This is a genomic window from Rhizobium sophoriradicis, from assembly GCF_003939025.1.
GTDB classification, from domain to species: domain Bacteria; phylum Pseudomonadota; class Alphaproteobacteria; order Rhizobiales; family Rhizobiaceae; genus Rhizobium; species Rhizobium sophoriradicis.
In genome coordinates this window covers 1-25,622 of sequence record NZ_RQIH01000011.1, presented here as the reverse complement: position 1 = coordinate 25,622, position 25,622 = coordinate 1, and the positions used below count along the sequence as shown (strand labels likewise).

The window sequence follows — 25,622 nt, the reverse complement described above, 5'->3', positions numbered from 1 at the left end:
CCGCTGCGTTCTTCACGGCAGCGCCGAGCGGCGGCTGTCCAAAACGCGCAAGATCAGGTTGCGCCTTCCCTTGCGCGGGCCAAGATCGATATCGCTGACGAGCTTGGCGCCGCCCTCGCGCCGTTCCAGGGTGATCTTGCGGCTGTGGAAGGCTTCAAGCTCGGCGCGATGGGCGACGCTGATGATGGTCACCGTCGGCATTTCTTCGATCAACATTTCCATCATCCTGTCCTGGCTCTTCTCGTCGAGCGCTGAGGTGGCTTCATCGAGCACGATGATATCGGGGTGGTGCAGCAGCAGCCGGGCAAAGGCGAGCCGCTGCTTTTCGCCGCCTGACAGGATCTGATCCCATGGCGCCTCTTCCTCGAGCCTTTCGTTGAGATAATCCAGTCCAACCTTGGTCAGCGCCGCGGTGATCTCCTCCGGCGTCCAGCTGTCAGCGGCGCGGGGATAGGCGACGGCGCGGCGAAGCGTGCCGGACGGGATATAGGGCCGCTGCGGCAACATGAACAAGCGGCGGTCGGCGTGGAAATCGACGCTGCCGTGGCCCCACGGCCAGAGACCGGCGATGGCGCGCACCAGCGTGCTCTTGCCCGAACCGGATTCTCCGGCGACCAGCACCCGCTCGCCCGGCGCGATCTCGACATGGGTTTCCTTGACCACCGCGGTGCCGTCGTCGAGCGAGACGGAGAGATCGTTCAGATTGAGGATCGCATTGCCTTGGGTTTGGCTGTGCTTGATGCGTCTCAGCGCATCGTTCTGTTCGGCGCGCTCGAGGCCGTCGAGCGACGTCATCAGCGAGGCAATGCGCCGCGCACAGGCGTTCCAGTCGGCAAGACGCGGGTAGTTGTCGACCAGCCAGCCGAAGGCGTGCTGAACGATGGCGAAGGCGGAAGCCGCCTGCATGACCTCGCCAAGCGTCATGCCGCCTGCGAGAAATTTTGGCGCGCACAGCAGCAGCGGCACGACGGGGGCGATCAGCATCGATCCGTGCGACACGAAGGTCGTGCGCATGTGCTGGCGCGCCAGCAGAGCCCATTGCCTGAGCACATTGGAAAATGTCTTGTCGAGATCGCTGCGCTCCTCCTCCTCGCCGCCGAGCAAGGCAATGCTCTCGCCATTTTCGCGCACACGGGTCAGCGTGTAGCGGAGCTCGGCCTCCACCTGGTTCTTGACCTCCGAGACCTGGACGAAGTGACGGCCGATGATGGCGATCACAGTTGAGGTGATCACTGCATAGAGAACCGCCGTGACGACAAGAAAGCCGGGAATGGTGATGGTCGCCCCTGCGACCGGCAGCTCGAGCGCTCCGCCGATCGTCCACAGCACGACGATAAAGGTCGAGGCCGCCAGAAATGCGGAAATGACGCCGGCGATGAAATCGACCGGCGCTTCGGTGGCAATGCGCAGATCCTCCGAGATGCGCGCTTCGGGATTCTTGTGATCGCCGCCGATCAGGTTCAGCTGATAATAACGGCCATTGGCGAGCCAGCGCGCGATCACCGTCGAGGTCAGCCAGGAGCGCCAGCGGCGCTGGATCATCATGCGGACATAGACTTGCGCGGTGACAAGGGCGACGCTTCCGAGCACCAGCGGCACGAAAACGGCGCTGAGGTAATAGACGGTGCCGGCGTCGTGCCGCTCGATGGCGTCGAAGATCCCGCGGTTCCAGCGATTGATCCCATATTGAAAACCGACATTCATGCAGATCATCACCAGCAGACCGATCGAGCACGGCCAGGCGAGCCTGTCGCCGCCGCGGCCCCAGAAATGGCGGGCGCTGATCCAGAAACGTTTCAGCAAATATCGCTTGCGCGCCTGCTCGGCCTCCTCGGGCGTGAGCTCCGGACTGGGTTCGATGGCTGGCGGCGGCGCGGCCTCGACAGTCGATGCCTTCGCGGGGCGCGACCTCTCGGCACCGTGCTCCTCGGTGCCGTCGACCGATTTCGGGTTGAGTTTAGCGTCGGTCATAAGCCTGACAACGACTTACAATTCGAAAGGTTTCATGAGGGCCGCCGCCGGACGCGGCATCGCAGCTCTAAAGAGGACGAGGCGCAGATTTTTGCATGTGCAAGTGCCAACGGGATTCACGGCCTGGGGAGGTCAGACGTCGTTGGTGTCGTGCGTGCAGCCCCCTCACCCGACCCTTCGGGCCACCTTCTCCCCGCTGCTGGGGAGAAGAGGGGAGAATGCCGCTTTGCCATCGACGCAATCGGACGAAGTGCCTTTAAGCCGGCCGGTTCATTTGGGCAGTTCGGCGCGCCTTGCTCCCTCTTCTCCCCTCGGGGAGAAGGTGGCCCGAAGGGTCGGATGAGGGGGCTGCAGGCACGACTTTTGTCGCCCTTCTCTTACCTCACGCGCTCTCCGTCGCGATCTGCGGCAGGGATTGCAGCAGGGTCTGGCGGGCGGAGTGCAGATGCGCGCGGCAGGCTTTCTCGATAGCCGCCTGGTCGCCGGATTCGAGGGCGGCGATATAATCCAGATGTTCGTGGATAGCGCGCTCGTTGCGCTCGCGGGCGGCGGTCTTGTTCCACTGGTAGTGATAGTGGAAGACGATGGCGATCGCATCGTAGAAATCGGCGATGAAGCGGTTCTTTGAGGCGCGATGGATCAAGAGGTGGAAACGTTCGTCAAGGACGGAGAAATCCTTGAAGCGCTGGTTGATGTCGGCGAGCATGGCGAGATGCTCCTCGCGCATGGCGGCGAGATCGGCACAGGCCTGGTGGTCGCGGGGAAGCCGGCCGAATTCGGCAGCCGAATGCAGCTCGAACATTTCGCGCACATCGGCAAGTTCGAGCGCGAATTCGCGGGTGAAGCCCTTCAGCGTCCAATGGCTGTTCGGTCGCTTCTCGATAAGGCCGAAGCGGGAGAAGCGGATCAGGAATTCGCGCACGCTCGTGGTGCCGGTGCCGATCTCGCGGGCAAGCTCCAATTCGTTGATCTGCATGCCGGGCGCGGCATCATCGGCAAGGATGCGCTGCATGAAGCTGCGCTCGATGATGTCGTGCAAGGAATCCGTTTCTTCGGAAGGAAAGAGGTCGCCGTCGGTCGGCTGGCGGAGCACGATCTTCTGGCGTTTGTTCCAGCGGATGATACCTTCCTCGCTCAGACGCGTCAGAATGGCACGCGCGGTGGAGCGGCTGACGCCGAGCTGGGCGGCGATCTCCGGCTCCGACGGGAGTGCGGTATCCGTGCGCAGGGCCGCGGCATACCTGTTGTAGGCTTCCTTGAAGACCGTGTTCTGCCTTGCCATCAGACCCCCGCTTTCCGCCCGCGTGTCGCAACCGCCATCCCGGCTCAAAAGGACGGGATCGGACCGGGGCTCATCCAAACGACCTTTAGCTTATTTCCGGCCGCCTGCGGCGCATCGCCTCCCTCGTCCACAGGATCAATATTCCCGTTGACTTGAAAATGTTTATTGTAGATAAAAAACAAAATCAATGCGCATTTGCCGTGCGGCAGGCGCTCCCGAAAACAGCTCACACTATTGGCCATCGTGCTCTAGGGAGAAGAGATTGGACAAGCAGCCTTGGATCATCCTGTCGGCCGGCGACAATGTCGCGGTCGCAACGGCGGCCATCGCGCCGGGTTCGACGGTTGCCGGCGTTCAGGCCCGCCAGAAGATCGATCCCGGCCACAAGGTGGCGATTGCCGATATTCCACTCGGATCTCCCGTGGTGAAATACGGGCAGGCGATCGGCCGCACCACGGCCGAGGTCAAGGCCGGCGACCATGTGCACAGCCACAATCTGCATTTCGAGAACGACCGCCTGGCGGCCACCGCCAATTCGGCGCCGGAAGCGGCGACCGCCGAAGACAAGGCGCGCACCTTCATGGGCTATCGCCGGGCCGACGGGCGCGCGGCGACCCGCAACTATGTCGGCATCATCGCCAGCGTGAACTGTTCCACCACCGTCTGTCGGGCGATCGCCGACGAGGCGAACCGGACGATCCTGCCGCATTATGACGGCATCGACGGTTTCGTGCCGATCGTGCACGACCAGGGCTGCGGCATGAGCTCGACCGGCGACGGCATGAACGTGCTGCATCGGACACTGGCCGGCTATACCAGGCATGTGAATTTTGGCGGCGTGCTGATGATCGGCCTCGGCTGCGAGGTCAACCAGCTGACGCTGTACGGCCAGAGCGGTGCGGGCGCCTCGAAGCGGCATTTCAACATCCAGGACGCCGGCGGCTCGCGCCGCGCGGTCGAGCGCGCCATGGGCGTGCTGCGCGACATCGCCGCCGATGTCGGCAGGGAAAAGCGCGTGCCGATCCTGATCGGCGAGATCATCATCGGCCTGCAATGCGGCGGTTCGGACGGCTTTTCCGGCATCACTGCCAATCCGGCGCTCGGTGTGGCGGCCGATCTGCTGGCCGCGGCCGGCGGCACGGCGATCCTGTCGGAAACCTCGGAAATCTATGGTGCGGAGCACCTGCTGCGCAGCCGCGCCGTCAGCGACGAGGTGGCGAGCAAGCTCGACGAAAAGATCGCCTGGTGGGAGAATTACGTGGCGCTGCACGGCGCCTCGCTCGACAACAACCCCTCGCCCGGCAACAAGCGCGGCGGGCTGACCACCATCCTGGAAAAATCGCTCGGCGCCGTCGCCAAGGGCGGGCGCTCACCGCTGACGGCGGTCTATGGTTATGCCGAGCGGGTCACCGCGCCCGGCCTCGTCTTCATGGACACACCCGGCTACGATCCGGTCTCGGCAACCGGCCAGGTGGCCGGCGGGGCGAATATGATCGCCTTCACCACCGGCCGCGGCAGCTGCTTCGGCTGCCGGCCGGCGCCGTCCCTGAAGCTTTCCAGCAATTCGGCGCTTTATGCGGCGATGGAAGAAGACATGGACATCGACTGCGGCACGATCGCCACCGGTGACGCAACGATCAGCGGCAAGGGCCGCGAGATCTTCGACCTGATCATCGATACCGCCTCCGGCAAGCGGACGAAGAGCGAACTCTTCGGCTACGGCGATAATGAATTCGTGCCTTGGCATCTCGGCGCAACGCTCTGATCTGAAATAGACAATCCCAAGGCTTGGCGAGGAGGCATGATGAAGACGAGACGGATCGGCAAGACCGGGCTTGAGGTGACTGAGATCAGCTACGGCGCAGCCCCCCTTGGCGGCCTCTATCGCGCCTGCCCGCGCGAGCAGGCGATGGAAACGCTGCAGGCCGCCTGGGACAGCGGCATCCGCTATTTCGACGTGGCGCCCTGGTACGGTCTCGGCCTCGCCGAAAGGCGCGTCGGCGATTTCCTGCGCGACCAGCCCGATCGGTCCTACGTGCTCTCGACCAAGGTCGGCCGGCTGCTCAGGCCGGTGCCGACGGGGACTGTTCCCGACTATAGCTACGTCAATCCGCTGTCCTTCGATGCCGATTACGACTATTCCTATGACGGCATCATGCGTTCGGTGGAGTTCAGCTATGCGCGCCTCGGGCTCAACCGCATTGATATTCTCTACGTGCACGATATTGGCGGCTATACGCATGGCGCGGCGAAGAATGCGGTCTATCAGAAGCAGCTTCTCGATTCCGGTGTGAAAGCGCTCGAAGAGTTGAAATCCTCGGGCGCGATTTCCGCCTTCGGCCTCGGCGTCAACGAAGTTCCCGTCTGCCTCGACGTCATGCGCCATGCCGATCTCGACTGCATCCTGCTTGCCGGCCGCTATACGCTGCTCGACCGCTCGGCGGTCGCCGAATTGCTCCCGCTCTGCCGGCAGAAGGGGACCTCGCTCGTCGTCGGCGGCGTCTTCAACTCCGGCATCCTCGCTACCGGGCCGGTGCCGGGTTCACATTTCGACTATATGCCGGCAAGCGACGAGGTGCTCGCCAAGGTCGGCGCCATGGAGGCGATCGCCAAACGTCATGGCGTGCCGCTCGCGGCTGCCGCGATGCAGTTTCCGCTGCGCGATCCGATCGTCGCCTCGGTGCTGATCGGCACGGCGAAGGCTTCGAGCCTGACGCGCAACATGGAGACCGTGGAGCCGCCGCTACCCGATAGCATCTACGCCGAATTCGATCCCTATACGCTCATCGCGCCGCCGCTTGGCGCCGAAGCGGTCCGGGTCTGAGGGAGAAGACATGCTGAAAGGAATTCATCCGGTGCTCGGTCCCGATCTGCTCCATGCGCTGAAGACCATGGGGCACGGCGACGACATCGTCATATCGGACGCCAATTTTCCCTCGGGCTCGATGGGTCCGCCGGTCATCCGCGCCGACGGCGTCAGCGCCACCGACATGGCCGAGGCCATCCTGACCCATATGCCGCTCGACACGTTCGTGCCGGAAACGGCATGGCGGATGGAGGTGGTCGGCGATCCCCAGGCCGTGCCCGAGGTCTGCGCCGAATTCCAGCAGATCGTCTTACGGCGCGCCGGCGATTTTTCCATCGTCCCGGTGGAGCGCTTCGCCTTCTATGCGATGGCGCGCAAAGCCGCCTATATCGTCGCGACGACGGAATTCCGGCTGTATGGCAACCTGATTTTGAAAAAGGGCGTCGTACATCCACACGAGGTTGAGTTCGGCCGCTAGCTATATTAGGTTATCGTGGTATTGAAATAAAATCAGTAGCTTGGAAGGAGATTTCCAAAGCAAAAAAGCGCAGTTGACGCCCTTGCAATTTGATTGCGCCTCGGCTAGCTTCTGCCTGCAAATGTTTTTTATCGATAAAAACCCTCCGCCAGCGTTCAGCGGTCCGGTTTATTGGAGGAGAACGCATCCTGAGAGGAGAACCCTTATGAGCATTGTGAAATCCCTTCTATCCCGCCGCGCCTTCACCGCGCTGGCTGGCGCCGCCGTCATCGCCACGGCGATGCCGGTCACGACCTTTGCCGCCGATGTGACGATCCCGATCATCGTCAAGGACACGACGTCCTTCTACTGGCAGATCGTTCTGGCCGGCGCCCGCAAGGCCGGCAAGGATCTCGGAGTCAACGTGCCGGAACTCGGCGCCCAGGCAGAATCCGACATCAACGGGCAGATCAGCATTCTGGAGAACGCCGTCGCCGGCAAGCCGGCCGCCATCGTCATCTCGCCAACGGAATTCAAGGCGCTCGGCAAGCCGATCGACGAAGCCGCCAAGTCGGTTCCGATCATCGGCATCGACTCGGGCGCCGACTCCAAGGCGTTCAAGTCGTTCCTGACGACCGACAACGTCCAGGGCGGCCGCATCGCCGCCGACGGTCTTGCCGCCGCCATCAAGGAAATGACGGGCAAGGAAGAAGGCGAAATCGTCATCCTCACCAACCTTCCCGGCGTCGGCTCGCTGGAGCAGCGCCGCGAAGGCTTCCTGGATCAGGTGAAGACCAAATATCCCGGTCTCAAGGTCATCGCCGACAAGTATGGCGACGGCCAGGCAACCACCGGCCTCAACATGATGACCGACTTGATCACGGCCAACCCGAACCTCGTCGGCGTCTTCGCCTCGAACCTCATCCTGGCGCAGGGCGTTGGCCAGGCGATCGCCGAAAACAAGCTCGGCGACAAGATCAAGGTCATCGGCTTCGACAGCGACGACAAGACGGTCGGCTTCCTCAAGGACGGCGCGATCGCCGGCCTCGTCGTCCAGGACCCCTATCGCATGGGCTATGACGGCATCAAGACCGCGCTTGCCGTCTCCAAGGGCGAGAAGGTTCCTGAGAATGTCGATACCGGCGCCAACCTCGTCACCAAGGCGAATATGGCCGATCCGAAGATCGACGCACTGCTGAACCCGAAGATCAAGTAAGCAGGCAAGCGGCCGCGCCGGCTCAAAAACCGGCGCGGCCTTTTCTATCCATGTTATCAGGGGCCATGGTATGGTTCAGCAGGGATGGAGCAGACGCGACAAGAGGAGGAGAGGTCCATGATCGGACTGGAAGAGGTCAGTCATCGCCATGATGACAGCGCCACGCTGAAAGAAGCCAACCGCATTCCCGCCGGAACGCCTATCCTCGAACTGAAAGGCCTGCAGAAGAACTACGGTCATGTGCAGGCGCTGAAGCCGGCGACGCTGACCTTCCTGGCCGGAGAGATCCACGCCATCGTCGGCGAAAACGGTGCCGGCAAATCCACCCTCATCAAATTGCTCACCGGCGTCATCACCCGCACGGCCGGCGAAGTGCTGTGGTGCGGCCATCCGGTCGCGCTGTCTACGCCGAACGAGGCGATCGCCCGCGGCATCAACGCGGTGCACCAGGAAGTCGTCCTCTGCCCGCACCTGACGGTCGCCGCCAACCTTTTCCTCGGCGACGAGGTCAACCGTTACGGCCTGATGCGCAAGAAGCAGATGGAAAAGATGGCGCAGGCCGTGCTCGACGATCTCGGCTTCGGTCTGCCGGCCGGCGCGCTCTTAAGCTCGCTGACGATCGGCCAGCAGCAGCTGGTGGCAACGGCGCGCGCGGCGATGCGCGGCACGCAGTTCCTGATCTTCGACGAACCGACGGCCTATCTGACGCGCCAGGAATCGGCGCAGCTGTTCAAGCTGATCCGCCGCCTGCAGGGCGAAGGCGTCACCATCGTCTATATCAGCCACCGCATGGAGGAAGTCTTCGAACTGGCCGACCGTGTCTCGGTGCTGCGCGACGGCACGCATGTCGGCACTCGGCTGATCGGCGAGACCAACGATGCCGAGCTGATCGCTTTGATGATCAACCGCTCGATCGAGCAGATCTACCATAAGGAAGAAATCGGCTTCGGCGAGACGATCGTCGAGGTCAAGGGTCTTTCGGGTCCGGGTTTCGAGGACGTGTCGCTCAGTGTAAAGGCCGGTCAGATCGTCGGTCTCTACGGGTTGATCGGCGCCGGCCGCAGCGAATTTGCGCTCGGCCTCTACGGCCGCCAGCCGATCAGCTCCGGTGAAATCCACTGGATGGGCAAACGTGTCGATATCCGCAACGAACGCACGGCGATGGAGCTCGGCATTGCACTGGCGCCGGAAAGCCGGCGCGACCAGGGGCTTTGCCTCAACCTGCCGATCGGCCTCAACATCAACCTGCCGGTCTTCGGGCGTCTCAGCCAGGGGCCGGTGATCAGTCATGCGCGTGAATCGGCCAATGCCGACAGGCAGATCCGCGATCTCAGCATCAAGACGCCGAGCCGGCGCGTGCCGGCTTCCAGCATGTCCGGCGGCAATCAGCAGAAGATCGTCATCGGCAAGTGGCTGAGCCATGGCGCAAGGCTGTTCATCTTCGACGAGCCGACCGTCGGCGTCGACGTCGGCACCAAGGCGGAAATCTACCGGCTGTTCGCCAAGCTTCTGAAGGAGGGGGCCGGCATCATCCTGATTTCCTCCTACCTGCCGGAGGTTTACGAACTGGCCGACCGGCTGCACGTCTTTCGCGGCGGCAGGGTCGTTGCCAGCCATGATTTCCACGCGGCAACGCATGAACAAGTGCTCAGCGAGGCGATCGGCGTCTGAGCACAAGCAATTCCAGCGAAAGCGCGCTGCGGTTTTGCGTTCGGAAATGCGTGAGAACAAAGAGATAGAGAATTTCGGTCATTCGGAAAAACGGAAATTCTCTAAGAGGGAGAAAAATTCATGACTGCCACCCCCACCGAAATTGTCGCGCCGCCGCCACGCCGGAAAATGAACATCCTGTTCGGCCTGACCCTGATCGGGCTGCTGATCTTCCTCTGGATCGTGCTCGGCTTCGTCACCGCCAGCTTCTGGACGCCGCTCAACATTTCCAACCTGCTGCGTCAGGGCGCGATGACGGCGATCCTGGCGCTCGGCCAGACCTTCGTCATCATCACCGCCGGCATCGATCTTTCGGTCGGCGCGATCGTCGGCTTCTGCACCGTCATCATCGCCTGGCTGTTGCAGGCGGGCGTGCCGCTCTGGGCAGCGATCCTGCTGACGCTCGCTATGGGCGTCGCGATCGGCGCCTTCCACGGCTTCGGCATCGTCCATATGGGCCTGCCGCCGTTCATCATCACGTTGGCGACCCTGACGTCGCTGCGCGGCATCGGCCTGCTGATCACCAACGGTTCGACGATCAGCATCACCGATGAGAGCTTCAGCAATTTCGCCCGCGCCGATTTCCTCGGCATCCCAAGTCTGTTCTGGATGGTCATCCTGGTGGCGGTGCCCTCCTTCGTCTTCCTGCACCTGAGCCGCTGGGGCCGCTATCTCTTCGCGGTCGGCTCCAATGCCGAAGCCGCCCGTCTTTCCGGCGTCAACGTCAAGGGCATGATCTATCTTGCCTATATTCTGTCGGCCGGCTTTGCCGCCTTCGTCGGCGTGCTGCTCGCCTCGCGCATCGCCATCGGCAATGCGACGCAGGCCGACGGCTGGGAACTGCAGGCGATCGCCTCCTCCGTCATCGGCGGCACCAGCCTGTTCGGCGCGGTCGGCTCGGTGCACGGCCCGCTGATCGGCGCCTTCATCCTCGCCACCATCAACAACGGCGCCAACCTTCTGAACGTCAACTCGTTCTGGCAGCGCATCATCACCGGTCTCCTGATCATCGTGATCGTGTTCTTCGACCAGCTGCGCCGCCGCAAGAGCAGTTGAGAGGCCTAGGGAAGCCGGTCGAACAGGCCGGCTGCCGCCACCGGCCGGGGTCGAGCCACAGGTCTCGACCATCCTTCGGACCCCCGCACGCGGGGAGAAGGGCAAACGGCGCCAACCTCTCCGTGCCCATTGACGTCGTGCAGGGCAAGTCCCCTCGCCCCGTTTACGGGGAGAGGGTTAGGGTGAGGGGCAGCTACCCACACGAACAGAACAGCGGCGGTATGACACAGAGTAAAGAACGAAGAATGCGAGACCCGTCATGAAAGCAGTAGTTTGCCGCGAGCCCGGCGTGCTCGAGACCGTCGAGCGGCCATCTCCCGCCGCACCGGCGTCCGGCTGGGTGCGCCTTGCCGTCAGCCATGTCGGCATCTGCGGCACGGATTATCATATCTTCGAGGGCAAACACCCTTTCCTCGAATATCCGCGGGTGATGGGGCACGAGATCTCGGCGACGGTCATCGAAGCCGGCGACGGCGTGAGTTTGGCGGCCGGCACGCCGGTCATCGTCAATCCCTACCTCTCCTGCGGCCAATGCATCGCCTGCCGCCAGGACAAGCCGAACTGCTGCACCAACATCAAGGTGCTTGGCGTCCATACGGACGGTGCCTTTTGCGAGGAGATTTCCGTTCCGGCAGACAATCTCTATCCCGCCGAGGGCCTCAGCCTGGAGGCGGCGGCGACGACGGAGTTTCTGGCGATCGGCGCTCATGCGGTGCGCCGCTCGTTGGCCGGCGCCGGCGCGCGCGCACTTGTCATCGGCGCCGGCCCGATCGGCCTCGGCGCGGCGATCTTTTCGCGCATTGCCGGTCATGCCGTGACGCTGCTCGATACCAGCGCCGAGCGGCTGCAGATGGCGGCCGAACGCTTCGGCTTCACCTCCGGCATCGTCGCCAATGAAGGCACGGCGGATGCCGTACGGGAAAAAACCAATGGCGACGGTTTCGACGTCGTCTTCGACGCGACCGGTTACGGGCCCTCGATGGAGAAAGCCTTCTCCTTCGTCGCCCATGGCGGCGCATTGGTGCTGGTCAGCGTCGTCAAGGACGATATCCGCTTTTCCGATCCCGAGTTCCACAAGCGGGAAATGATGCTGATCGGCAGCCGTAACGCCACCCGCGCCGATTTCGAGCATGTGGCGGAGTCCATCGCCAAGGGATTGGTGCCGGTGGATAAATTGATCACCCATCGCACAACGCTTGCCGATGCGCCGCGCGATCTCGCCCGCTGGGCGCATGAAAAGAGCGGGCTGATCAAGGCGGTGATCCGGGTTGGCGGGTAGGAGACAACGCTTAACATAGGCGTCGAGTGCTCGGCGTGGATACTCGGGTCAAGCCCGAGTATGACGGAGAGTGGGGAAACCTATGCGGCAAGAGGCGGGACGTTCGGAGGAATTCCAGCAAAATGTGGGGCGGTCTTGCGTGGGAATCGCGTAAATAAAGACGGCAATTCCAATAAAGCCACACGCCCCTGCGGTCCTTGCCGCAAGCGCTCCCCCACACTCCGTCGTCCTCGGGCTTGACCCGAGGACCCATCCCCACAAGCGCTGCGTCGTTCCAAAGCGCAAAACGGCTTCCGTCCGGAATTGCGAAACCCCTAACCCGCAGCCGCAATCGCCCTGCACATCTCCCTGACCACCGCGACATCGGTCCTGTTGCTGCTCCTCGCCTCGAAACCGAAAGCGACCGCACGTGGATCGACGCTTTCGACCGGTGAGCTGCAGGATCCATGCACCTCGCGGGCGCCGGTCGCCTGCAATATCGCACCGACATTGCCGGGACGGATGCCGCTGCCGGGCATGATGGATATGCGGCCGGCCGCCTTTGCCGACAGGCGTTTCAGGGTTTCGATGCCATCCGCGGCCTTCAGCGCGCAGCCCGAGGTGAGGATGCGTTCGCAGCCGAGTTCGATCGCCTGCTCCAGCGCCTCATCGGCATCCGGCACCAGATCGAAAGCCCGGTGCAGCGTCGAGCCGAGGCCTGATGCATGCGCCTTCAGGCGGTGGATGAGCGGCATGTCGAGCGTGCCGTCCGGGCGGTTGGCGCCGATGACGACGCCGGCGAGGCCGGCGGCGCGCACGGCGTCGATATCGAGCAGCATGGCCTCCTCGTCGGCGCTACCAAAAATGAAGGGACCGGCATGTGGGCGGATCATCGCGTAAACGGGAATAGGCGCGCGGGCGGCGATCCGCATCAGGCTCGGCAACGGCGTCAGGCCGCCGAGTTCCAGCGCCGAGCAGAGTTCGATACGGCCGGCGCCGCCTTCGATCGCGGCGGCAAGGCCCTCGGCGCTGTCGACGCAGACTTCCAGCAGGATCGTCATGCTGCGCTCTCCCTGACTGCGTCGGTTTTCGCGACGGCTTCCGAGGTTATTCTTGCCGCCGCCGCGATGATGACGGCGCAGGCATCGGCGGCGGCTTTGCGGTGGTTGAAGGCGACGTGATAGGACATCGGCAGATGCTCGTCGAGATCGACGATGCGCACCTTGTCAGCGATCGGCATGGCGCTGACGCGGCCGAGGAAGGAAACATAGCCGTGATTGGCGACGAGATCGACGATCACGGGCAGCGAATCCGCCGCGGTGATATCGCGGCTGCGCAAGCGCCGGTTCGGCGCGCGCTCGTCGCTGAAGGCCATGGCCGCGTGGCCGAGGCCGGTGCGCGGGCTCGGCATGCAGATCGCATGGGCGGCGACGAGATCGGCGACCGAGGTTTGCGTACTGTGACGCGGGGCGATCACCACCATGTCGGTCTGCAGCAGTTCGCGATGCCGGAAGTCTTCCAGGCCGAAGACCGAATCCAGGATCGCCACATCGATGCGGCCACTTTTCAGCGCCTCGCGCAGATCGTCGGCGGTCATCGAGACCAGCGAGATCGCATTGTTGCTGCGGCGCGCGTTCCATTCGGAGACCAGCAGCCCGAGGCAACGCGCCACCCAGCTTTCCGATCCGGTCGGGATGATCGAGCCGATGCGCAGCGACCGGGCGGTGCGGCGATAGCGCTCGTCGGCCGCGGACTTCAGATCATTCCATGCTTGGCTGATCGCCATGAAGATCTGGTAGGCGCGCCTGCCCTCTTCAGTCAGCACCGAGCCCTGCGCCTGCCTCTCGAACAGCCGGCGGCCGAGGAATTTCTCAAGATTGGCAAGCTGGAGCGAAAGCTGCGGCTGACCGAGATGAAGGCGGCGGGCTGCGCGGTTGATGCTGCCCTGGTCGGCGACCTCCAGAAAGCGTTCGATCGCGACGATCTTGACGGGAATGCGGGCGGCCCAGGCCTCATCGATCCCGCCGGCGCCGACTTGGCCTGCGAATTGGCAGAGTTCGCCGATCGCGACCGTGATCGGCTCCAGGCCTTCGAGCACGCCGCCGCCTGCGATCAGCGTCACCAGCTCGCCGGAAGCGCGTTCCGTCAGCTTCATCGCCAGCTCGGTCTCGGCATTGCGGATGGCCGCAGACACGGTGGAGGGCGACAATTGGAAACGACGCGCGGTCTCGCGGACCGACGCCGAGGTCAGGACGTGGCGGATGATGAACAAGGCGCCGAGATGCAAAGGCTGGCTCCGGAAAGCGCTTTAAAAACTGGACGATATGATGTGTTCGCGAAAAAAGATATCCCTGCCTCGACAGAGCCGGGCTATCGTCGCCGTCATAAAAATCCGGGCGGCGGTTATCCGCAGAAGAGCACCGGAAGCATCGCGGAAACACGCAAGGGAACAAAAACAAATCGCGCCGACCCTGGAAAAGGGAATGCCTTTCCGCGCGGCGAGCCGCGTTCGCCGCCATAATCAAGGGCGCGAACGCAAATACTGGAGGGGGCCTGCATCGATTTTTCGAGCGTGCACGCTATTTCCATGACGCACGCAATTCCGGCATGATGGCGGCCTTGTCGCCTTCGCCGGCGGATTTCCTGCGCATACGCCTCCCGCCGGGGGGCTTGCGCCACGTCAACGGTGTTAAAACAGGGGATATTCCATGCTGAAGAAACTCGCACTTGCCGTCTCGCTCTCTGCCTTTGCGGCGGGTGCGGTTCAGGCCGCAGACGTCGTCGTCTCGTCGAAGATTGACACGGAAGGCACGCTGCTCGGCAACGTCATCGCACTGGCACTCGAAGCAAACGGCATCAAGACGCAGGACCGCATCGCCCTCGGTGCCACACCCGTGGTGCGCAAGGCGATCACCGCAGGCGAAATCGATATTTATCCGGAATATACCGGTAATGCCGGCTTCTTCTTCAACAAGGCCGAGGATGCTGCCTGGAAGAACAACGACCAGGGATATGAGCTGGCGAAGAAGCTCGATTACGACGCCAACAAGATCGTCTGGTTGACGCCGTCACCGGCAAACAACACCTGGGCGCTCGCCGTGCGCAACGATGTCGCCGAGCCGAACAAGCTGAAGACCATGTCCGAATTCGGCAAATGGGTTGCCGGCGGCGGCACCGCCAAGCTTGCGGCGTCTTCCGAATTCGTCAACTCGGCCGGCGCGCTTCCCGCCTTCCAGACGACCTACGGCTTCCAGCTAAAGCCTGATCAGATGGTCGTTCTCTCCGGCGGCGACACGGCGGCGACGATCAAGGCGGCGGCCGACCAGACGAACGGCGTCAACACCGCCATGGTCTACGGCACCGACGGCGCGATCGAAGCGGCCGAATTGACGGTTCTCGAAGACGACAAGGGTGTGCAGCAGGTCTATGCGCCCACCCCGATCATCCGCGAAGAGGTTCTGAAAGCCAATCCGAAGATCGAGGAGATCCTCTCGCCGATCTTCAAGAGCCTGAGCGCCGACGAGCTGCGCAAGCTCAATGCCAAGATCCAGGTCGACGGCGAGCCGGCAAAGTCCGTCGCCGAGGCCTATCTCAAGGAAAAGGGCTTCCTGAAGTAATCATCGCCCGCTCCGCCCGGCAGCGGGCGGAGCGTCTTTTCCCATAAGGTTGGATCGATGGACGAAACCTCAGCGGTCCGCAGGCTGGATCGGCTCGGCGTGGTTCTGGTGGCCGGCGGCATTGCGGCCACCGCACTGATGCCCTTCATCTACGTCAAGGCGAACCGCATCGCCGCCGGCAAACCGATGCTGCTGGCTCAGCTGCTTCCCCAGCCTTCCGTCGTCATCCTGACCGCCCTCCTTATTCTCACGGCCGTGGCGACGCTGTTTCTCCGCAACGCCTTGGCGCGTCTTGTCATCGCGACACTCTGCCTTGCGGCGCTGGTCGTTGCGATCGGTCTCGTCTCGAGCGCGGCGACGCCGCCCGGCAGCACCGTGGCGCGCATGACGCCCGGCGGCGGCTTCTGGGTGCTGTTCGCGGTGATCGGCCTCGTCATCTCTGATGCGCTGGTGAAGATAAGGCTGGCGCCGTGGATGCGGGTGGCGGCGCTGGCCGCCTATACGGCGCTGCTGTTCATCTCGCTTTCCTCCGGCCTGCTCGACAGCCTGTCGATTATGAAGGAATTTTCGACGCGGGCGCCGCAATTCGAGACGGAAGCGATCTCGCATCTGCTGCTGGCGCTCGGCTCGCTTGCCATCGCCATCATTCTCGGCCTGCCGCTCGGCATCCTCTGCTTCTGGGTGCCGAGGCTGCGGGCGGTGGTGCTGCAGGGTTTGAGCCTCATTCAGACGATCCCGAGTCTCGCGCTCTTCGGCCTGCTGATGCTGCCGCTCGGTTATCTCGCCACGCATGTGCCCCTGGCCGCCGCTATCGGCATTCGCGGCATCGGCACGGCGCCGGCCTTGATCGCGCTGGTGCTCTATTCGCTGCTGCCGATCGTCGCCAACACCGTCGTCGGCCTGCAGGGCGTCGACCCCTCGGTGCGCGACGCTGCGGCCGGCATGGGGCTGACGCGCCGGCAGATCCTTGTTGGTATCGACATGCCACTCGCCTTTCCGGTTATTCTCACCGGCATTCGCATCGTGCTGGTGCAGGCGATCGGCATGGTGACGATTGCCGCACTGATCGGCGGCGGCGGCTTCGGCATCTTCATCTTCCAGGGGCTCGGTCAGACGGCGATGGACCTCGTCCTGCTCGGCGCCGTTCCGACCGTCTTCCTCGCCTTCTCATCGGCCGTCATCCTCGATGCGGTCATCGACAGCATCCGGGGGCCTGCCGCATGAGCATGATCGAGATCAGGAACGTCACCAAGCGCTATGGCGCCGCCACCGTCGTCGACAATGTCTCGATGCAGGTCGAGAAGGGCGAAATCACCGTCATCGTCGGCACGTCCGGCTCCGGCAAGTCGACGCTGATGCGGATGATCAACCGGCTGGTGCCGATCACCGAAGGCGAGATCTTCGTCGGCGGCCAGAATGTGATGGACGTCGAGGTGACCGAGCTTCGCCGCCGGATCGGTTATGCCATCCAAGGGCACGGGCTCTTTCCGCATCGGACCGTGGCGCAGAATATCGCCACCGTGCCGCAGCTGCTCGAATGGGATTCGAGGCGCATCGCAGCGCGCGTCGAAGAGCTGCTCGGGCTGTTCAACCTCGATCCGGCTGATTTCGCCAACAAATATCCGCATCAGCTTTCCGGCGGCCAGCAGCAGCGCGTCGGCGTCGCCCGGGCGCTGGCGGCCGAACCGGAACTGCTGTTGATGGACGAGCCTTTCGGCGCCCTCGATCCCGTCATCCGCGGCAAGGCGCAGGACGACCTCCTGGCGATCCAGAAGCAGTTTGGCACCACTATCATTCTCGTCACCCACGATATGGACGAGGCCTTCCATCTCGGCAATCAGATCGCGGTGATGAGCCAAGGCAGATTGCTGCAATGCTCGACCCCGGAAAAGATCCTCACCGAACCCGCCGATCCCTTCGTCCAGCAACTGACCGGGACCTCCGACCGGGCGCTGAAGCTGATGTCGCTGCTGCCGCTGAAGGAGAGCATGGAGCCGGCCAAAAGCGGGCTTGCCTATGCTCTGCCGCAGTCGCTCAGTCTCCGCGACGCGCTCGCCGAAATGATTTGGCAGGGGGTCGACGAGGCGGCGGTGCAGGATGGCGAGAAGGCGCCTGTCGGATCGATCTCGATGAGCCGGCTGCTCGAACTGGGCCGCAAGGCATGAAACTCCTCGTCGCCAATCTCTTCCGCCTGGCGGCGCTCGCCCTGCTCTTGATCCTGTTGTTCAGGACGGAGTGGCTCTCCTTCCTGCTCGTGCCGCTGACCAGCAACAATGCGCCGGCCGTCTATACGCAAAACAGCCTCGCCTCGCTTGCGCTCGGGCACCTGCAGCTGGTGATCGGATCGATCGCCTGCAGCGCCGTGCTCGCCGTTCTCGGCGGCATCTTCGTCACCCGCGAAAGCGGGGCGGACTTTCTGCCGCTGTCGCGCGCCATCGCCAATGCCGGCCAAACCTTTCCGCCAGTCGCGGTGCTGGCGCTTGCCGTTCCCGCCACAGGCTTCGGCGCCATGCCGACGCTGATCGCGCTTTTTCTCTACGGCCTGCTGCCGATCTTCGAAAACACCGTGGCCGGCCTGAAGCAGGTGTCGCCGCAGGTACTCGACGCCGCCGACGGCATGGGCATGAGCGCCACGCAGCGGCTGTTGCGCGTCGAGCTGCCGCTTGCCTTGCCGCTGATCCTCGAGGGGCTGAAGGTCGCGACCGTGATCAATATCGGCACGGCGACGATCGGCTCGACGGTGGCGGCAAAGGGTCTCGGCGAGGTGATCATCGCCGGGCTGATATCGGACAATACCGCCTTCATCCTGCAGGGCGGGCTGATCGTCGGCCTGATGGCAGTGCTGATCTATGACGCCATGGGCCTCGTCGAAGCGGCGATCACGCGAAGAATCGGCTTGCGCGCGGCGTAAGGGGACCGCTACCGTGACCGAAAGAATGGGAGGCAGAATTGGCGAAGATGATCCACTCGATGATCCGCGTTCTCGACGAGGCGCGTTCGGTCGAATTCTATCGCAAAGCCTTCGGCCTTTCGGTCGCCGACCGTGTCGAATTCGCAACCTTCACACTGATCTATCTCAGCAATGCCGAGACCGGCTTCGAACTGGAGCTGACGGTCAACAAGGGCCGGACAGAACCCTATAATCTCGGCAATGCCTATGGCCATCTCGCCGTCTCCGTCGACGAAGTGGCGGTGGAGCGTGAGCGCATGCTGAAACTCGGGCTGAAACCGGGCGAGCTGGTGGAGCTCAATCGCGACGGCAGGCTCTTCGGCCTGTTCTTTTTCGTCAGCGACCCCGACGGCTACAAAATCGAAGTGTTGCAGCGCCACGGGCGGTTTCTCTAGCTAGGAAATAACCTGATTGCGGCTGCGTTCGGCCAATGATCTTGTTGCGGGTTGGTGATTAAGGCGGCCGCAGCCTCTCGACTCCCTCTTCTCCCCTCGGGGAGAAGGTGCCCGTAGGGCGGATGAGGGGGCCGAAGACTCTGGTCTTTCCAAGATAAGCGTCATGTGGAACTTGACGACGGCTGCATCCTGTTGATTGTAATCAACATACTGGAAAACAGCGTCGGCATTGGCGTGCCGGAATACGTCAGGGGTGTGGCGTGTGGCCCCCTCATCCGCCTGCCGGCACCTTCTCCCCGAGGGGAGAAGAGGACATGCCGCGACCTCCCCGTTCCTCGCACGCTTTGTAAGGCACGCCTTTGGCCACCGTCACCACACACCAAAAGGCCCCGCATCGCACGGGGCCCTTCCAGTTCGGCCTATCGGACGAGATTACATCCAGTAAGGCGGCACGCCATAGTAGTCGTATACCCGGCGGCCATTATCGTTGTACCAGGTGTCGTCATCGTCCGAATAGCTCGGTGCGCCTTCGATCTGCTCCTTGGTCAGGTCGATGCGATAGCCGTCCAGCTGTGTGTCGTAGTTCAGCTTTTCCCAGGGGAGCGGATAGTGATCGTCGCCGATGCCCAGGAAGCCGCCGAAGCTCAGCACCGCATAGGCGACGCGGCCATCGAGCTTGCCGATGATCAGGCGTTCGATCGAGCCGATATGCCTGCCGTCGGCGCCATAGACGCGGGTGCCTTCGACGCGGTCGCTGGCGATCAGCGAAGGCGTATCCTTCACATGCGGGTCGCGGCGGGTGGCGTCGGTTTCCTCGTTCAACATTGTGCACCTCCTTTGGTGTTTCCTCATGGTGAGTATGCAGATTCAACGTCACGGCGGACTCAAAGTTCCAGGTCGAGCTATCCGCGAATGTTGACGTTTACGTCAAGGTTAGTATAGCGTCATTGAGCTTGAACCGTTCAGGCAATGACATAAGCTGCCGGACAGGAAGATGGAGGATGCTTCCGGTCAATCGCAGCCGATAGCGGCTCGGCGCCGGCGCGGCGCCGCAAGGGAGAGAGACACGATGAGCAGCATTTCCGTCCATCCGAACGGAGCAAAAGCCGACAAGCCCTGGCTTGCCACCTATCCGGATATGGTTCCGGCCGAACTGCCGCCGATGGAACATGCCTCGCTTGTCGAACTCTTGGAAAAGTCCTGCGCCCGTTACGCCGATCGGACGGTTTTTTCCAGCATGGGCAAGGCGATGAGCTACCGCGAGCTGGACGACCAGACGCGCAAGGTCGCCGCCTGGCTGCAGAGCATCGGGCTCGAGAAGGGCGACCGCGTCGCGGTGATGATGCCGAACGTCTTGCAGAACCCGGTCGCGACCTATGCGATCCTGCGCGCCGGCTTGGTGGTCGTCAACGTCAACCCGCTCTATACGCCGCGCGAACTCGAACACCAGCTGCGCGATTCCGGCGCCAAGGCGATCTTCGTGCTGGAGAATTTCGCCCGCACGGTGGAGCAGGTCCTGAACAAGACCGACCTGCGCCATGTCGTCGTCACCTCGCTCGGCGAAATGCTCGGGGCCAAGGGGCTGATCGTCAACTTCGTCGTGCGCAAGGTGAAGAAGCTCGTTCCCTCCTGGTCGATCCCGCAACATAAGAGCTTCAGCCAGGTGCTGCGCGAAGGCGCAAAAAAGAGCCTCCAACCGGTGGCGCTTACCGGCGGCGACGTCGCCTTCCTGCAATATACCGGCGGCACGACAGGCATTGCCAAGGGCGCGGTGCTGACGCATCAGAACCTGCTCGCCAACAAGCTGCAGCTGTCGCTCTGGCTGCGCTCGGCCTTCCAGCGCAAGAAGCAGCCCGAAGTGCTGAATTTCCTCTGCGCCTTGCCGCTCTATCACATCTTCGCGCTGACGGTGAATTCGCTGATGGGCATGTCGCTCGGCGCCCACAACATCCTGATCGCCAATCCGCGCGACATTCCCGGCCTCGTCAAAGAGTTCGAAAAATCGAACATCCATATCTTCCCGGGCCTCAACACGCTGTTCAACGCACTGCTGAACAATGCCGATTTCGCCAAGCTCGACTTCTCCTCGCTAATCATGTCGCTCGGCGGCGGCATGGCCGTCCAGCGCCCGGTCGCCGAACGCTGGCTGAAGACGACAGGCACGGCGATCACGGAAGGCTACGGGCTTTCGGAAACATCGCCGGTCGCCACCGCCAACCGCTTCGATTCGATCGAGTTTACCGGCTCGATCGGCCTGCCTATTCCTTCCACCGAACTCGACATTCGCGACGAGGAGGGCCGTCCGCTGCCGCTCGGCGAGATCGGCGAAATCTGCATCCGCGGACCGCAGGTGATGGCCGGCTATTGGCAGAAGCCGGAGGAAACGGCGCGGGTGATGACGGCCGACGGCTATTTCCGCACGGGCGACATGGGTTTCATGGACGAACGCGGCTACACCAAGATCGTCGATCGCAAGAAGGACATGATCCTCGTTTCCGGCTTCAACGTCTATCCGAACGAGATCGAGGAGGTTGCCGCCATGCATGCCGGCATCCTCGAAGCCGCCGCGATCGGCGTGCCGGACGGGCATTCGGGCGAAGCGGTCAAACTCTTCGTGGTCAGGAAGGACCCGAACCTGACAGAAGCCGAGGTGAAGGCCCATTGCATCGCCAATCTCACCAACTACAAACGCCCGCGCTTCATCGAATTCCGCACCGAGCTGCCGAAGTCGCCGGTCGGCAAGATCCTGCGCAAGGATCTGCGCGACTGAATTTGACAAGCTCATGAAATTAGAGCCTTTCCTGGTCAGATTGAAGCATTCTGTTGGCTCAAACGGAGTCGGATGGTCGACCGGCCGGCGCGCGTCGTAGCCCAGCTCTACGGCCAAGCCGGCCGGTCGATCAGCCGGCCCGTTTCAGCCAACCCGGAGGGCCGGGCATCTTTCCGCCAGGATCAGAGGCGATCGGCTCGGACGTACCTTGGGGTATGCCCGTCGCCAATCGCCTCTGCCCTGACGAAAACCTGCTCCGGCAGAATGCTTCAAGCTGACCAGGAAAGGCTCTAAACGCCATCCGCTTGCCGCGGGTGGCTTTTTTGTTTCGGGAGCGATGGCTGAGCTTGATTTGCGGGCGATAAAGCGAATAGTTTCCGCAACCTTTCCGCCTCCAAAGGAGCCCCCCATGAACGCCATCGTCGAACAGCTGAAAAGCACTGCGGCCGCTACCCAGGCGACCGATATCCGTGCCGCCTTCGCCGCCGATCCCAAGCGCTTTTCGCGATTCTCCGTCGCGCTCGACGACCTCCTGATGGACTTTTCCAAGACGTCGGTGAATGACGAGATCCTGAAGCTGCTGGTCAAGCTCGCCGAAGAAGGCGGTGTCGAGATGAAGCGCGAGGAAATGTTCTCCGGTAAGGCGATCAATTTCACCGAGGATCGCGCCGTGCTGCATACGGCGCTGCGCAACCGCTCCAACACGCCGGTTCTGGTCGACGGCAAGGACGTCATGCCCGATGTCAACGCGGTGCTCGCCGCCATGGGCAAGTTTGCCGACGAGATCCGCTCCGGCGCGCTGAAGGGCGCGACCGGCAAGGCGATCACCGATGTCGTCAATATCGGCATCGGCGGCTCCGATCTCGGCCCCGTCATGGCGACGCTGGCGCTTGCCCCCTTCCATGACGGCCCGCGCGCCCATTTCGTCTCCAATATCGACGGCGCTCATATCGCCGATATCCTGAAGCTGGTTCAGCCGGAGACGACGCTGTTCATCGTCGCCTCGAAGACCTTCACCACCGTGGAGACGATGACCAATGCGCAGACGGCGCGCCATTTCATCGCCAAGGCGCTCGGCGAAGCGGCCGTGCAGCACCACTTCGCCGCCGTCTCGACGGCGCTCGACAAGGTCGCTGCTTTCGGCATCGACAGCGCCCGCGTCTTCGGCTTCTGGGACTGGGTCGGCGGCCGCTACTCGATCTGGTCGGCAATCGGCCTGCCGCTGATGATCGCGATCGGGCCGGAGAATTTCGGCAAATTCCTCGACGGCGCACATGCCGTCGACAACCACTTCCGTAAGGCACCCATTACCGAAAACCTGCCGATGCTGCTCGGTTTGATCGGCTTCTACCACCGCAACGTGCTGGGTTATCCCACCCGCGCCATCCTGCCCTACGATCAGCGTCTGTCGCGCTTCCCGGCCTACCTGCAGCAGCTCGACATGGAATCGAACGGCAAGGGCGTGACCATCGACGGCACGCCGGTCGAGGGCAATTCCGGGCCGGTCGTTTGGGGCGAGCCCGGCACCAACGGCCAGCATGCCTTCTACCAGCTGATCCACCAGGGCACGAGCGTCATCCCGGCCGAATTCATGATCGCCGCCAATGCCTTCGAGCCGGAGCTGCGCCACCAGCACCAGCTGCTGATCTCCAACGTCCTCGCCCAGTCGGAAGCGCTGATGAAGGGCCGCACCTTCGCGGAAGCCAAGAAGCAGCTGACCGACAAGGGCATGGACGATAAGAAGGCCGATTTCATCGCCCCGCACCGGGTCTTTGAGGGCAACCGTCCCTCGATCACCTTCGTTTACGACAAGCTGACGCCTTATGCGCTCGGCCGGCTGATCGCGCTTTACGAACATCGCGTCTTCGTCGAAGGCGTGCTGTTCCGCATCAACTCCTTCGACCAGTGGGGCGTCGAGCTCGGCAAGGAACTGGCGACGGGCCTGCTGCCTGTCGTCGAGGGCAAGGAGAGCGCGGCAGGTCATGATTCCTCGACGCAAGGGCTGGTTGCGGCGCTGGCGAAGCTGGCGAAGTAGGCGCTCGAGGGCGCGCCCTGTATGTGGATGGAGGGCGCGCCGGCAGGCTTCGATCGGCGCGCCTGTCGACCAGCCGGCGCCGTGATTGGCGTCAACATCATCATTACCAAAACTGACATCGGCAGGGGCGCGCCCCTGCGGCGCGACGGGTTCGGCGTGCGGAACCGGATGAAATGTTCTTCTAATGGAAAATTGTAGAAAGAATTCTTCCATTCCGCTGTAATCGCCCTAGATTCAAGCAAATTCTGTGCAATGGGTATTTCCGACGACATGGCCTACCAAGCCCGGAACGACGCTCCGTTCCATTGTTCCCGCCGGCCTCCGCCCCTCGTCCGGATGGCTCATTCGAAGTCGCTGCCTGCCCAGCCTCCCCCGCCACATTCAGGCGGTTCTCCAGGATGCTCATCACATTGCGTTTTCATGTCCCATCTTAACTGAAGGAAGCTCATGAGCCGTCTTATCGTCGTTTCCAATCGTGTTCCCGTGCCGAGCAAGGATGGCGGCTCCGCTGCCGGCGGCCTGGCTGTGGCGCTGCAGGCGGCCCTGCAGGAGCGCGGCGGCATCTGGATGGGATGGTCGGGAGAGTCGAGCGGCGACAGGGAACCGGGCGCGCTGTCGCAACAGCAGAAGGGCAACATCACCTATGCCCTGACCGACCTCACCGACACCGACGTCGAGGAATATTATCGCGGCTTTGCCAACCGCGTTCTCTGGCCGATCTGCCACTACCGCCTGGATCTCGCCGAATATGGCCGGAAGGAAATGGCCGGTTATTTCCGCGTCAACCGCTTCTTTGCGCACCGGCTGGCGCCGTTGATCGAGCCTGATGACATTATCTGGGTTCACGATTATCACCTCATTCCACTGGCGGCGGAACTGCGCCAGATGGGACTGAAGAACCGGATCGGCTTCTTTCTGCACATTCCCTGGCCGCCGGCCGACATCCTCGTCACCATGCCGGTCCACGAGGAAATCATGCGTGGGCTCTCGCATTACGATCTCGTCGGCTTCCAGACGGACTATGATCTCCAGAATTTCGCCGGCTATCTGCGCCGGGAGGGCATTGGCGACGACCTCGGCAACGGCTTGTTCGATTCGCACGGGCGGATATTCAAGGCCGGCGCCTATCCGATCGGCATCGAGACCGCGGCATTTGCAGAATTCGCCGAAAAAGCGGCCAACAACGTCATGGTCCAGAAGACCCGGCGCAGCATCGAAGGCCGCGACATGATCATCGGCGTCGATCGGCTCGATTATTCGAAGGGCATCATTCAGCGGCTCGAAGCGTTCGAGCGTTTCATCACCAGCAATCCCGCCTACCAGAACAAGGTGACCTTTCTGCAGGTCACGCCGAAATCCCGATCGGAAGTTCCTGAATACGAGCATATGCAGAAGATGGTCGCCGAACAGGCCGGCCGCGTCAACGGCGCCATCGGAACGGTCGACTGGGTGCCGATCCGCTATGTCAACCGGTCTATCAGCCGCAACGTACTCGCCGGGCTTTTCCGGCTGGCGACGATCGGGCTGGTCACGCCGTTGCGCGACGGCATGAACCTCGTCGCCAAGGAATATGTCGCCGCCCAGGATCCGGATCGCCCCGGTGTATTGGTGCTGTCACGCTTCGCCGGCGCCGCACGAGAGTTGAAGGGCGCGCTGCTGGTCAATCCCTACGATGTCGAAGGCACCGCCAATGCTATTGCGCGTGGGCTCGCCATGTCGCTCGAGGAGCGCCGCGAGCGCTGGAGCAGGATGATGGAACATCTGCTCTCCCACGACGTCTCGCTGTGGTGCAAAGATTTCCTGCGGGATTTGGTGGCTGTTCCGAGCTCCGACCGGAATGGGGCGCAGGGATAGTTTTCTGGTCGAGCGGCTGAACGCGACCGCGCGAAGAATGCAATCTCCGGCAAAACACTGATGGTTGGCGCGAGAAACGGGGCGTCGAGACGTTGCGGCATGTCCCCTTCTCCCCCTCGGGGACTGTTGCAAAATGCTGAGAATATGATTCCGTTGTTTTTGAACGGAGATGATTTGGATGGCGGTGAAGCAGACGGGTCAATTCAGCTTTGTTGATGCGTTGTTGCCGCAGGCAGGCGGCAGCG

Annotated in this window: 21 protein-coding genes; 16 read left to right on the top strand and 5 right to left on the bottom strand. The window is 62.8% G+C overall.

Annotation, left to right across the window (positions count from 1 at the left end; all coding sequences use genetic code 11):
• Nucleotides 1-12: 12 nt before the first annotated feature.
• Together EFR00_RS19075 and EFR00_RS19065 are read right to left on the bottom strand one after the other, a co-directional pair.
• Nucleotides 13-1,971: an ABC transporter ATP-binding protein/permease gene (locus tag EFR00_RS19075; RefSeq protein ID WP_077992688.1), complete on the bottom strand. Its 1,959-nt coding sequence runs from the start codon at nt 1,969-1,971 to the stop codon at nt 13-15.
• A gap of 382 nt (nt 1,972-2,353) precedes the next feature.
• Nucleotides 2,354-3,253 (bottom strand): GntR family transcriptional regulator, encoded by a 900-nt coding sequence (locus EFR00_RS19065; RefSeq protein WP_077992689.1) that lies wholly within the window; start codon nt 3,251-3,253, stop codon nt 2,354-2,356.
• Nucleotides 3,254-3,515: 262 nt separating this feature from the next.
• Here EFR00_RS19065 and EFR00_RS19055 point away from each other — a divergent pair, with 262 nt between their 5' ends.
• From EFR00_RS19055 to EFR00_RS19025, 7 genes are all read left to right on the top strand, one after another.
• Nucleotides 3,516-5,018 carry a UxaA family hydrolase gene (locus EFR00_RS19055; RefSeq protein WP_077992691.1) on the top strand — a complete coding sequence of 501 codons (1,503 nt, stop codon included), beginning with the start codon at nt 3,516-3,518 and terminating at the stop codon, nt 5,016-5,018.
• A gap of 39 nt (nt 5,019-5,057) precedes the next feature.
• Nucleotides 5,058-6,077: an aldo/keto reductase gene (locus tag EFR00_RS19050; protein WP_077992735.1), complete on the top strand. Its 1,020-nt coding sequence runs from the start codon at nt 5,058-5,060 to the stop codon at nt 6,075-6,077.
• A 10-nt stretch (nt 6,078-6,087) separates the two neighbouring features.
• The gene (locus tag EFR00_RS19045; RefSeq protein WP_077992692.1) at nt 6,088-6,537 is read left to right on the top strand and encodes an RbsD/FucU family protein; all 450 of its coding nucleotides are present in this window, start codon (nt 6,088-6,090) and stop codon (nt 6,535-6,537) included.
• Nucleotides 6,538-6,742: 205 nt separating this feature from the next.
• Nucleotides 6,743-7,732, top strand: a complete 990-nt coding sequence (locus EFR00_RS19040) for an ABC transporter substrate-binding protein (protein WP_038686656.1) — start codon at nt 6,743-6,745, stop codon at nt 7,730-7,732.
• Between the two features lie 117 nt (nt 7,733-7,849).
• Nucleotides 7,850-9,403 carry a sugar ABC transporter ATP-binding protein gene (locus EFR00_RS19035; RefSeq protein WP_077992693.1) on the top strand — a complete coding sequence of 518 codons (1,554 nt, stop codon included), beginning with the start codon at nt 7,850-7,852 and terminating at the stop codon, nt 9,401-9,403.
• Between the two features lie 120 nt (nt 9,404-9,523).
• Complete coding sequence (locus EFR00_RS19030; RefSeq protein WP_038686652.1) at nt 9,524-10,498, top strand: ABC transporter permease; 975 nt, start codon at nt 9,524-9,526, stop codon at nt 10,496-10,498.
• A gap of 259 nt (nt 10,499-10,757) precedes the next feature.
• Nucleotides 10,758-11,777, top strand: a complete 1,020-nt coding sequence (locus EFR00_RS19025) for a zinc-binding alcohol dehydrogenase family protein (protein ID WP_077992694.1) — start codon at nt 10,758-10,760, stop codon at nt 11,775-11,777.
• Nucleotides 11,778-12,091: 314 nt separating this feature from the next.
• Here EFR00_RS19025 and EFR00_RS19020 read toward each other — a convergent pair whose 3' ends face one another.
• Nucleotides 12,092-12,817 carry a copper homeostasis protein CutC gene (locus EFR00_RS19020; RefSeq protein ID WP_009992787.1) on the bottom strand — a complete coding sequence of 242 codons (726 nt, stop codon included), beginning with the start codon at nt 12,815-12,817 and terminating at the stop codon, nt 12,092-12,094.
• The gene (locus EFR00_RS19015) at nt 12,814-14,043 is read right to left on the bottom strand and encodes a LysR family transcriptional regulator (protein ID WP_077992696.1); all 1,230 of its coding nucleotides are present in this window, start codon (nt 14,041-14,043) and stop codon (nt 12,814-12,816) included. Before EFR00_RS19015 ends, EFR00_RS19020 begins: the two co-directional genes overlap by 4 nt.
• Between EFR00_RS19015 and EFR00_RS19010 the strand changes: the two genes are divergently transcribed.
• From EFR00_RS19010 to EFR00_RS18985, 6 genes are all read left to right on the top strand, one after another.
• The gene (locus tag EFR00_RS19010; RefSeq protein ID WP_245345046.1) at nt 14,011-14,277 is read left to right on the top strand and encodes an acetyltransferase; all 267 of its coding nucleotides are present in this window, start codon (nt 14,011-14,013) and stop codon (nt 14,275-14,277) included. The two genes, EFR00_RS19015 and EFR00_RS19010, sit on opposite strands and share 33 nt — an antisense overlap.
• 187 nt (nt 14,278-14,464) lie before the next feature.
• A complete protein-coding gene (gene osmF, locus EFR00_RS19005; RefSeq protein ID WP_077992699.1) occupies nt 14,465-15,373 on the top strand; it encodes a glycine betaine ABC transporter substrate-binding protein OsmF in 909 nt (302 codons plus the stop codon).
• 57 nt (nt 15,374-15,430) lie between these two features.
• Nucleotides 15,431-16,597: an ABC transporter permease gene (locus tag EFR00_RS19000; RefSeq protein ID WP_077992701.1), complete on the top strand. Its 1,167-nt coding sequence runs from the start codon at nt 15,431-15,433 to the stop codon at nt 16,595-16,597.
• Nucleotides 16,594-17,538 carry an ABC transporter ATP-binding protein gene (locus EFR00_RS18995; RefSeq protein WP_009991652.1) on the top strand — a complete coding sequence of 315 codons (945 nt, stop codon included), beginning with the start codon at nt 16,594-16,596 and terminating at the stop codon, nt 17,536-17,538. Before EFR00_RS19000 ends, EFR00_RS18995 begins: the two co-directional genes overlap by 4 nt.
• A complete protein-coding gene (locus EFR00_RS18990; RefSeq protein WP_077992703.1) occupies nt 17,535-18,284 on the top strand; it encodes an ABC transporter permease in 750 nt (249 codons plus the stop codon). The genes EFR00_RS18995 and EFR00_RS18990 overlap by 4 nt, the downstream gene beginning before the upstream one ends.
• A gap of 38 nt (nt 18,285-18,322) precedes the next feature.
• Entirely contained in the window at nt 18,323-18,718 is a 396-nt protein-coding gene (locus tag EFR00_RS18985; protein ID WP_009989565.1) for a VOC family protein, read from the top strand.
• Nucleotides 18,719-19,150: 432 nt separating this feature from the next.
• Here EFR00_RS18985 and EFR00_RS18980 read toward each other — a convergent pair whose 3' ends face one another.
• Nucleotides 19,151-19,543: a PRC-barrel domain-containing protein gene (locus EFR00_RS18980; protein WP_077992706.1), complete on the bottom strand. Its 393-nt coding sequence runs from the start codon at nt 19,541-19,543 to the stop codon at nt 19,151-19,153.
• Nucleotides 19,544-19,787: 244 nt separating this feature from the next.
• Between EFR00_RS18980 and EFR00_RS18975 the strand changes: the two genes are divergently transcribed.
• From EFR00_RS18975 to otsA, 3 genes are all read left to right on the top strand, one after another.
• A complete protein-coding gene (locus EFR00_RS18975; protein ID WP_077992707.1) occupies nt 19,788-21,488 on the top strand; it encodes a long-chain fatty acid--CoA ligase in 1,701 nt (566 codons plus the stop codon).
• A 409-nt stretch (nt 21,489-21,897) separates the two neighbouring features.
• Nucleotides 21,898-23,523 (top strand): glucose-6-phosphate isomerase, encoded by a 1,626-nt coding sequence (pgi, locus tag EFR00_RS18960; protein ID WP_077992709.1) that lies wholly within the window; start codon nt 21,898-21,900, stop codon nt 23,521-23,523.
• 447 nt (nt 23,524-23,970) lie between these two features.
• Entirely contained in the window at nt 23,971-25,377 is a 1,407-nt protein-coding gene (gene otsA, locus EFR00_RS18955) for an alpha,alpha-trehalose-phosphate synthase (UDP-forming) (RefSeq protein ID WP_077992711.1), read from the top strand.
• Nucleotides 25,378-25,622: the final 245 nt, after the last annotated feature.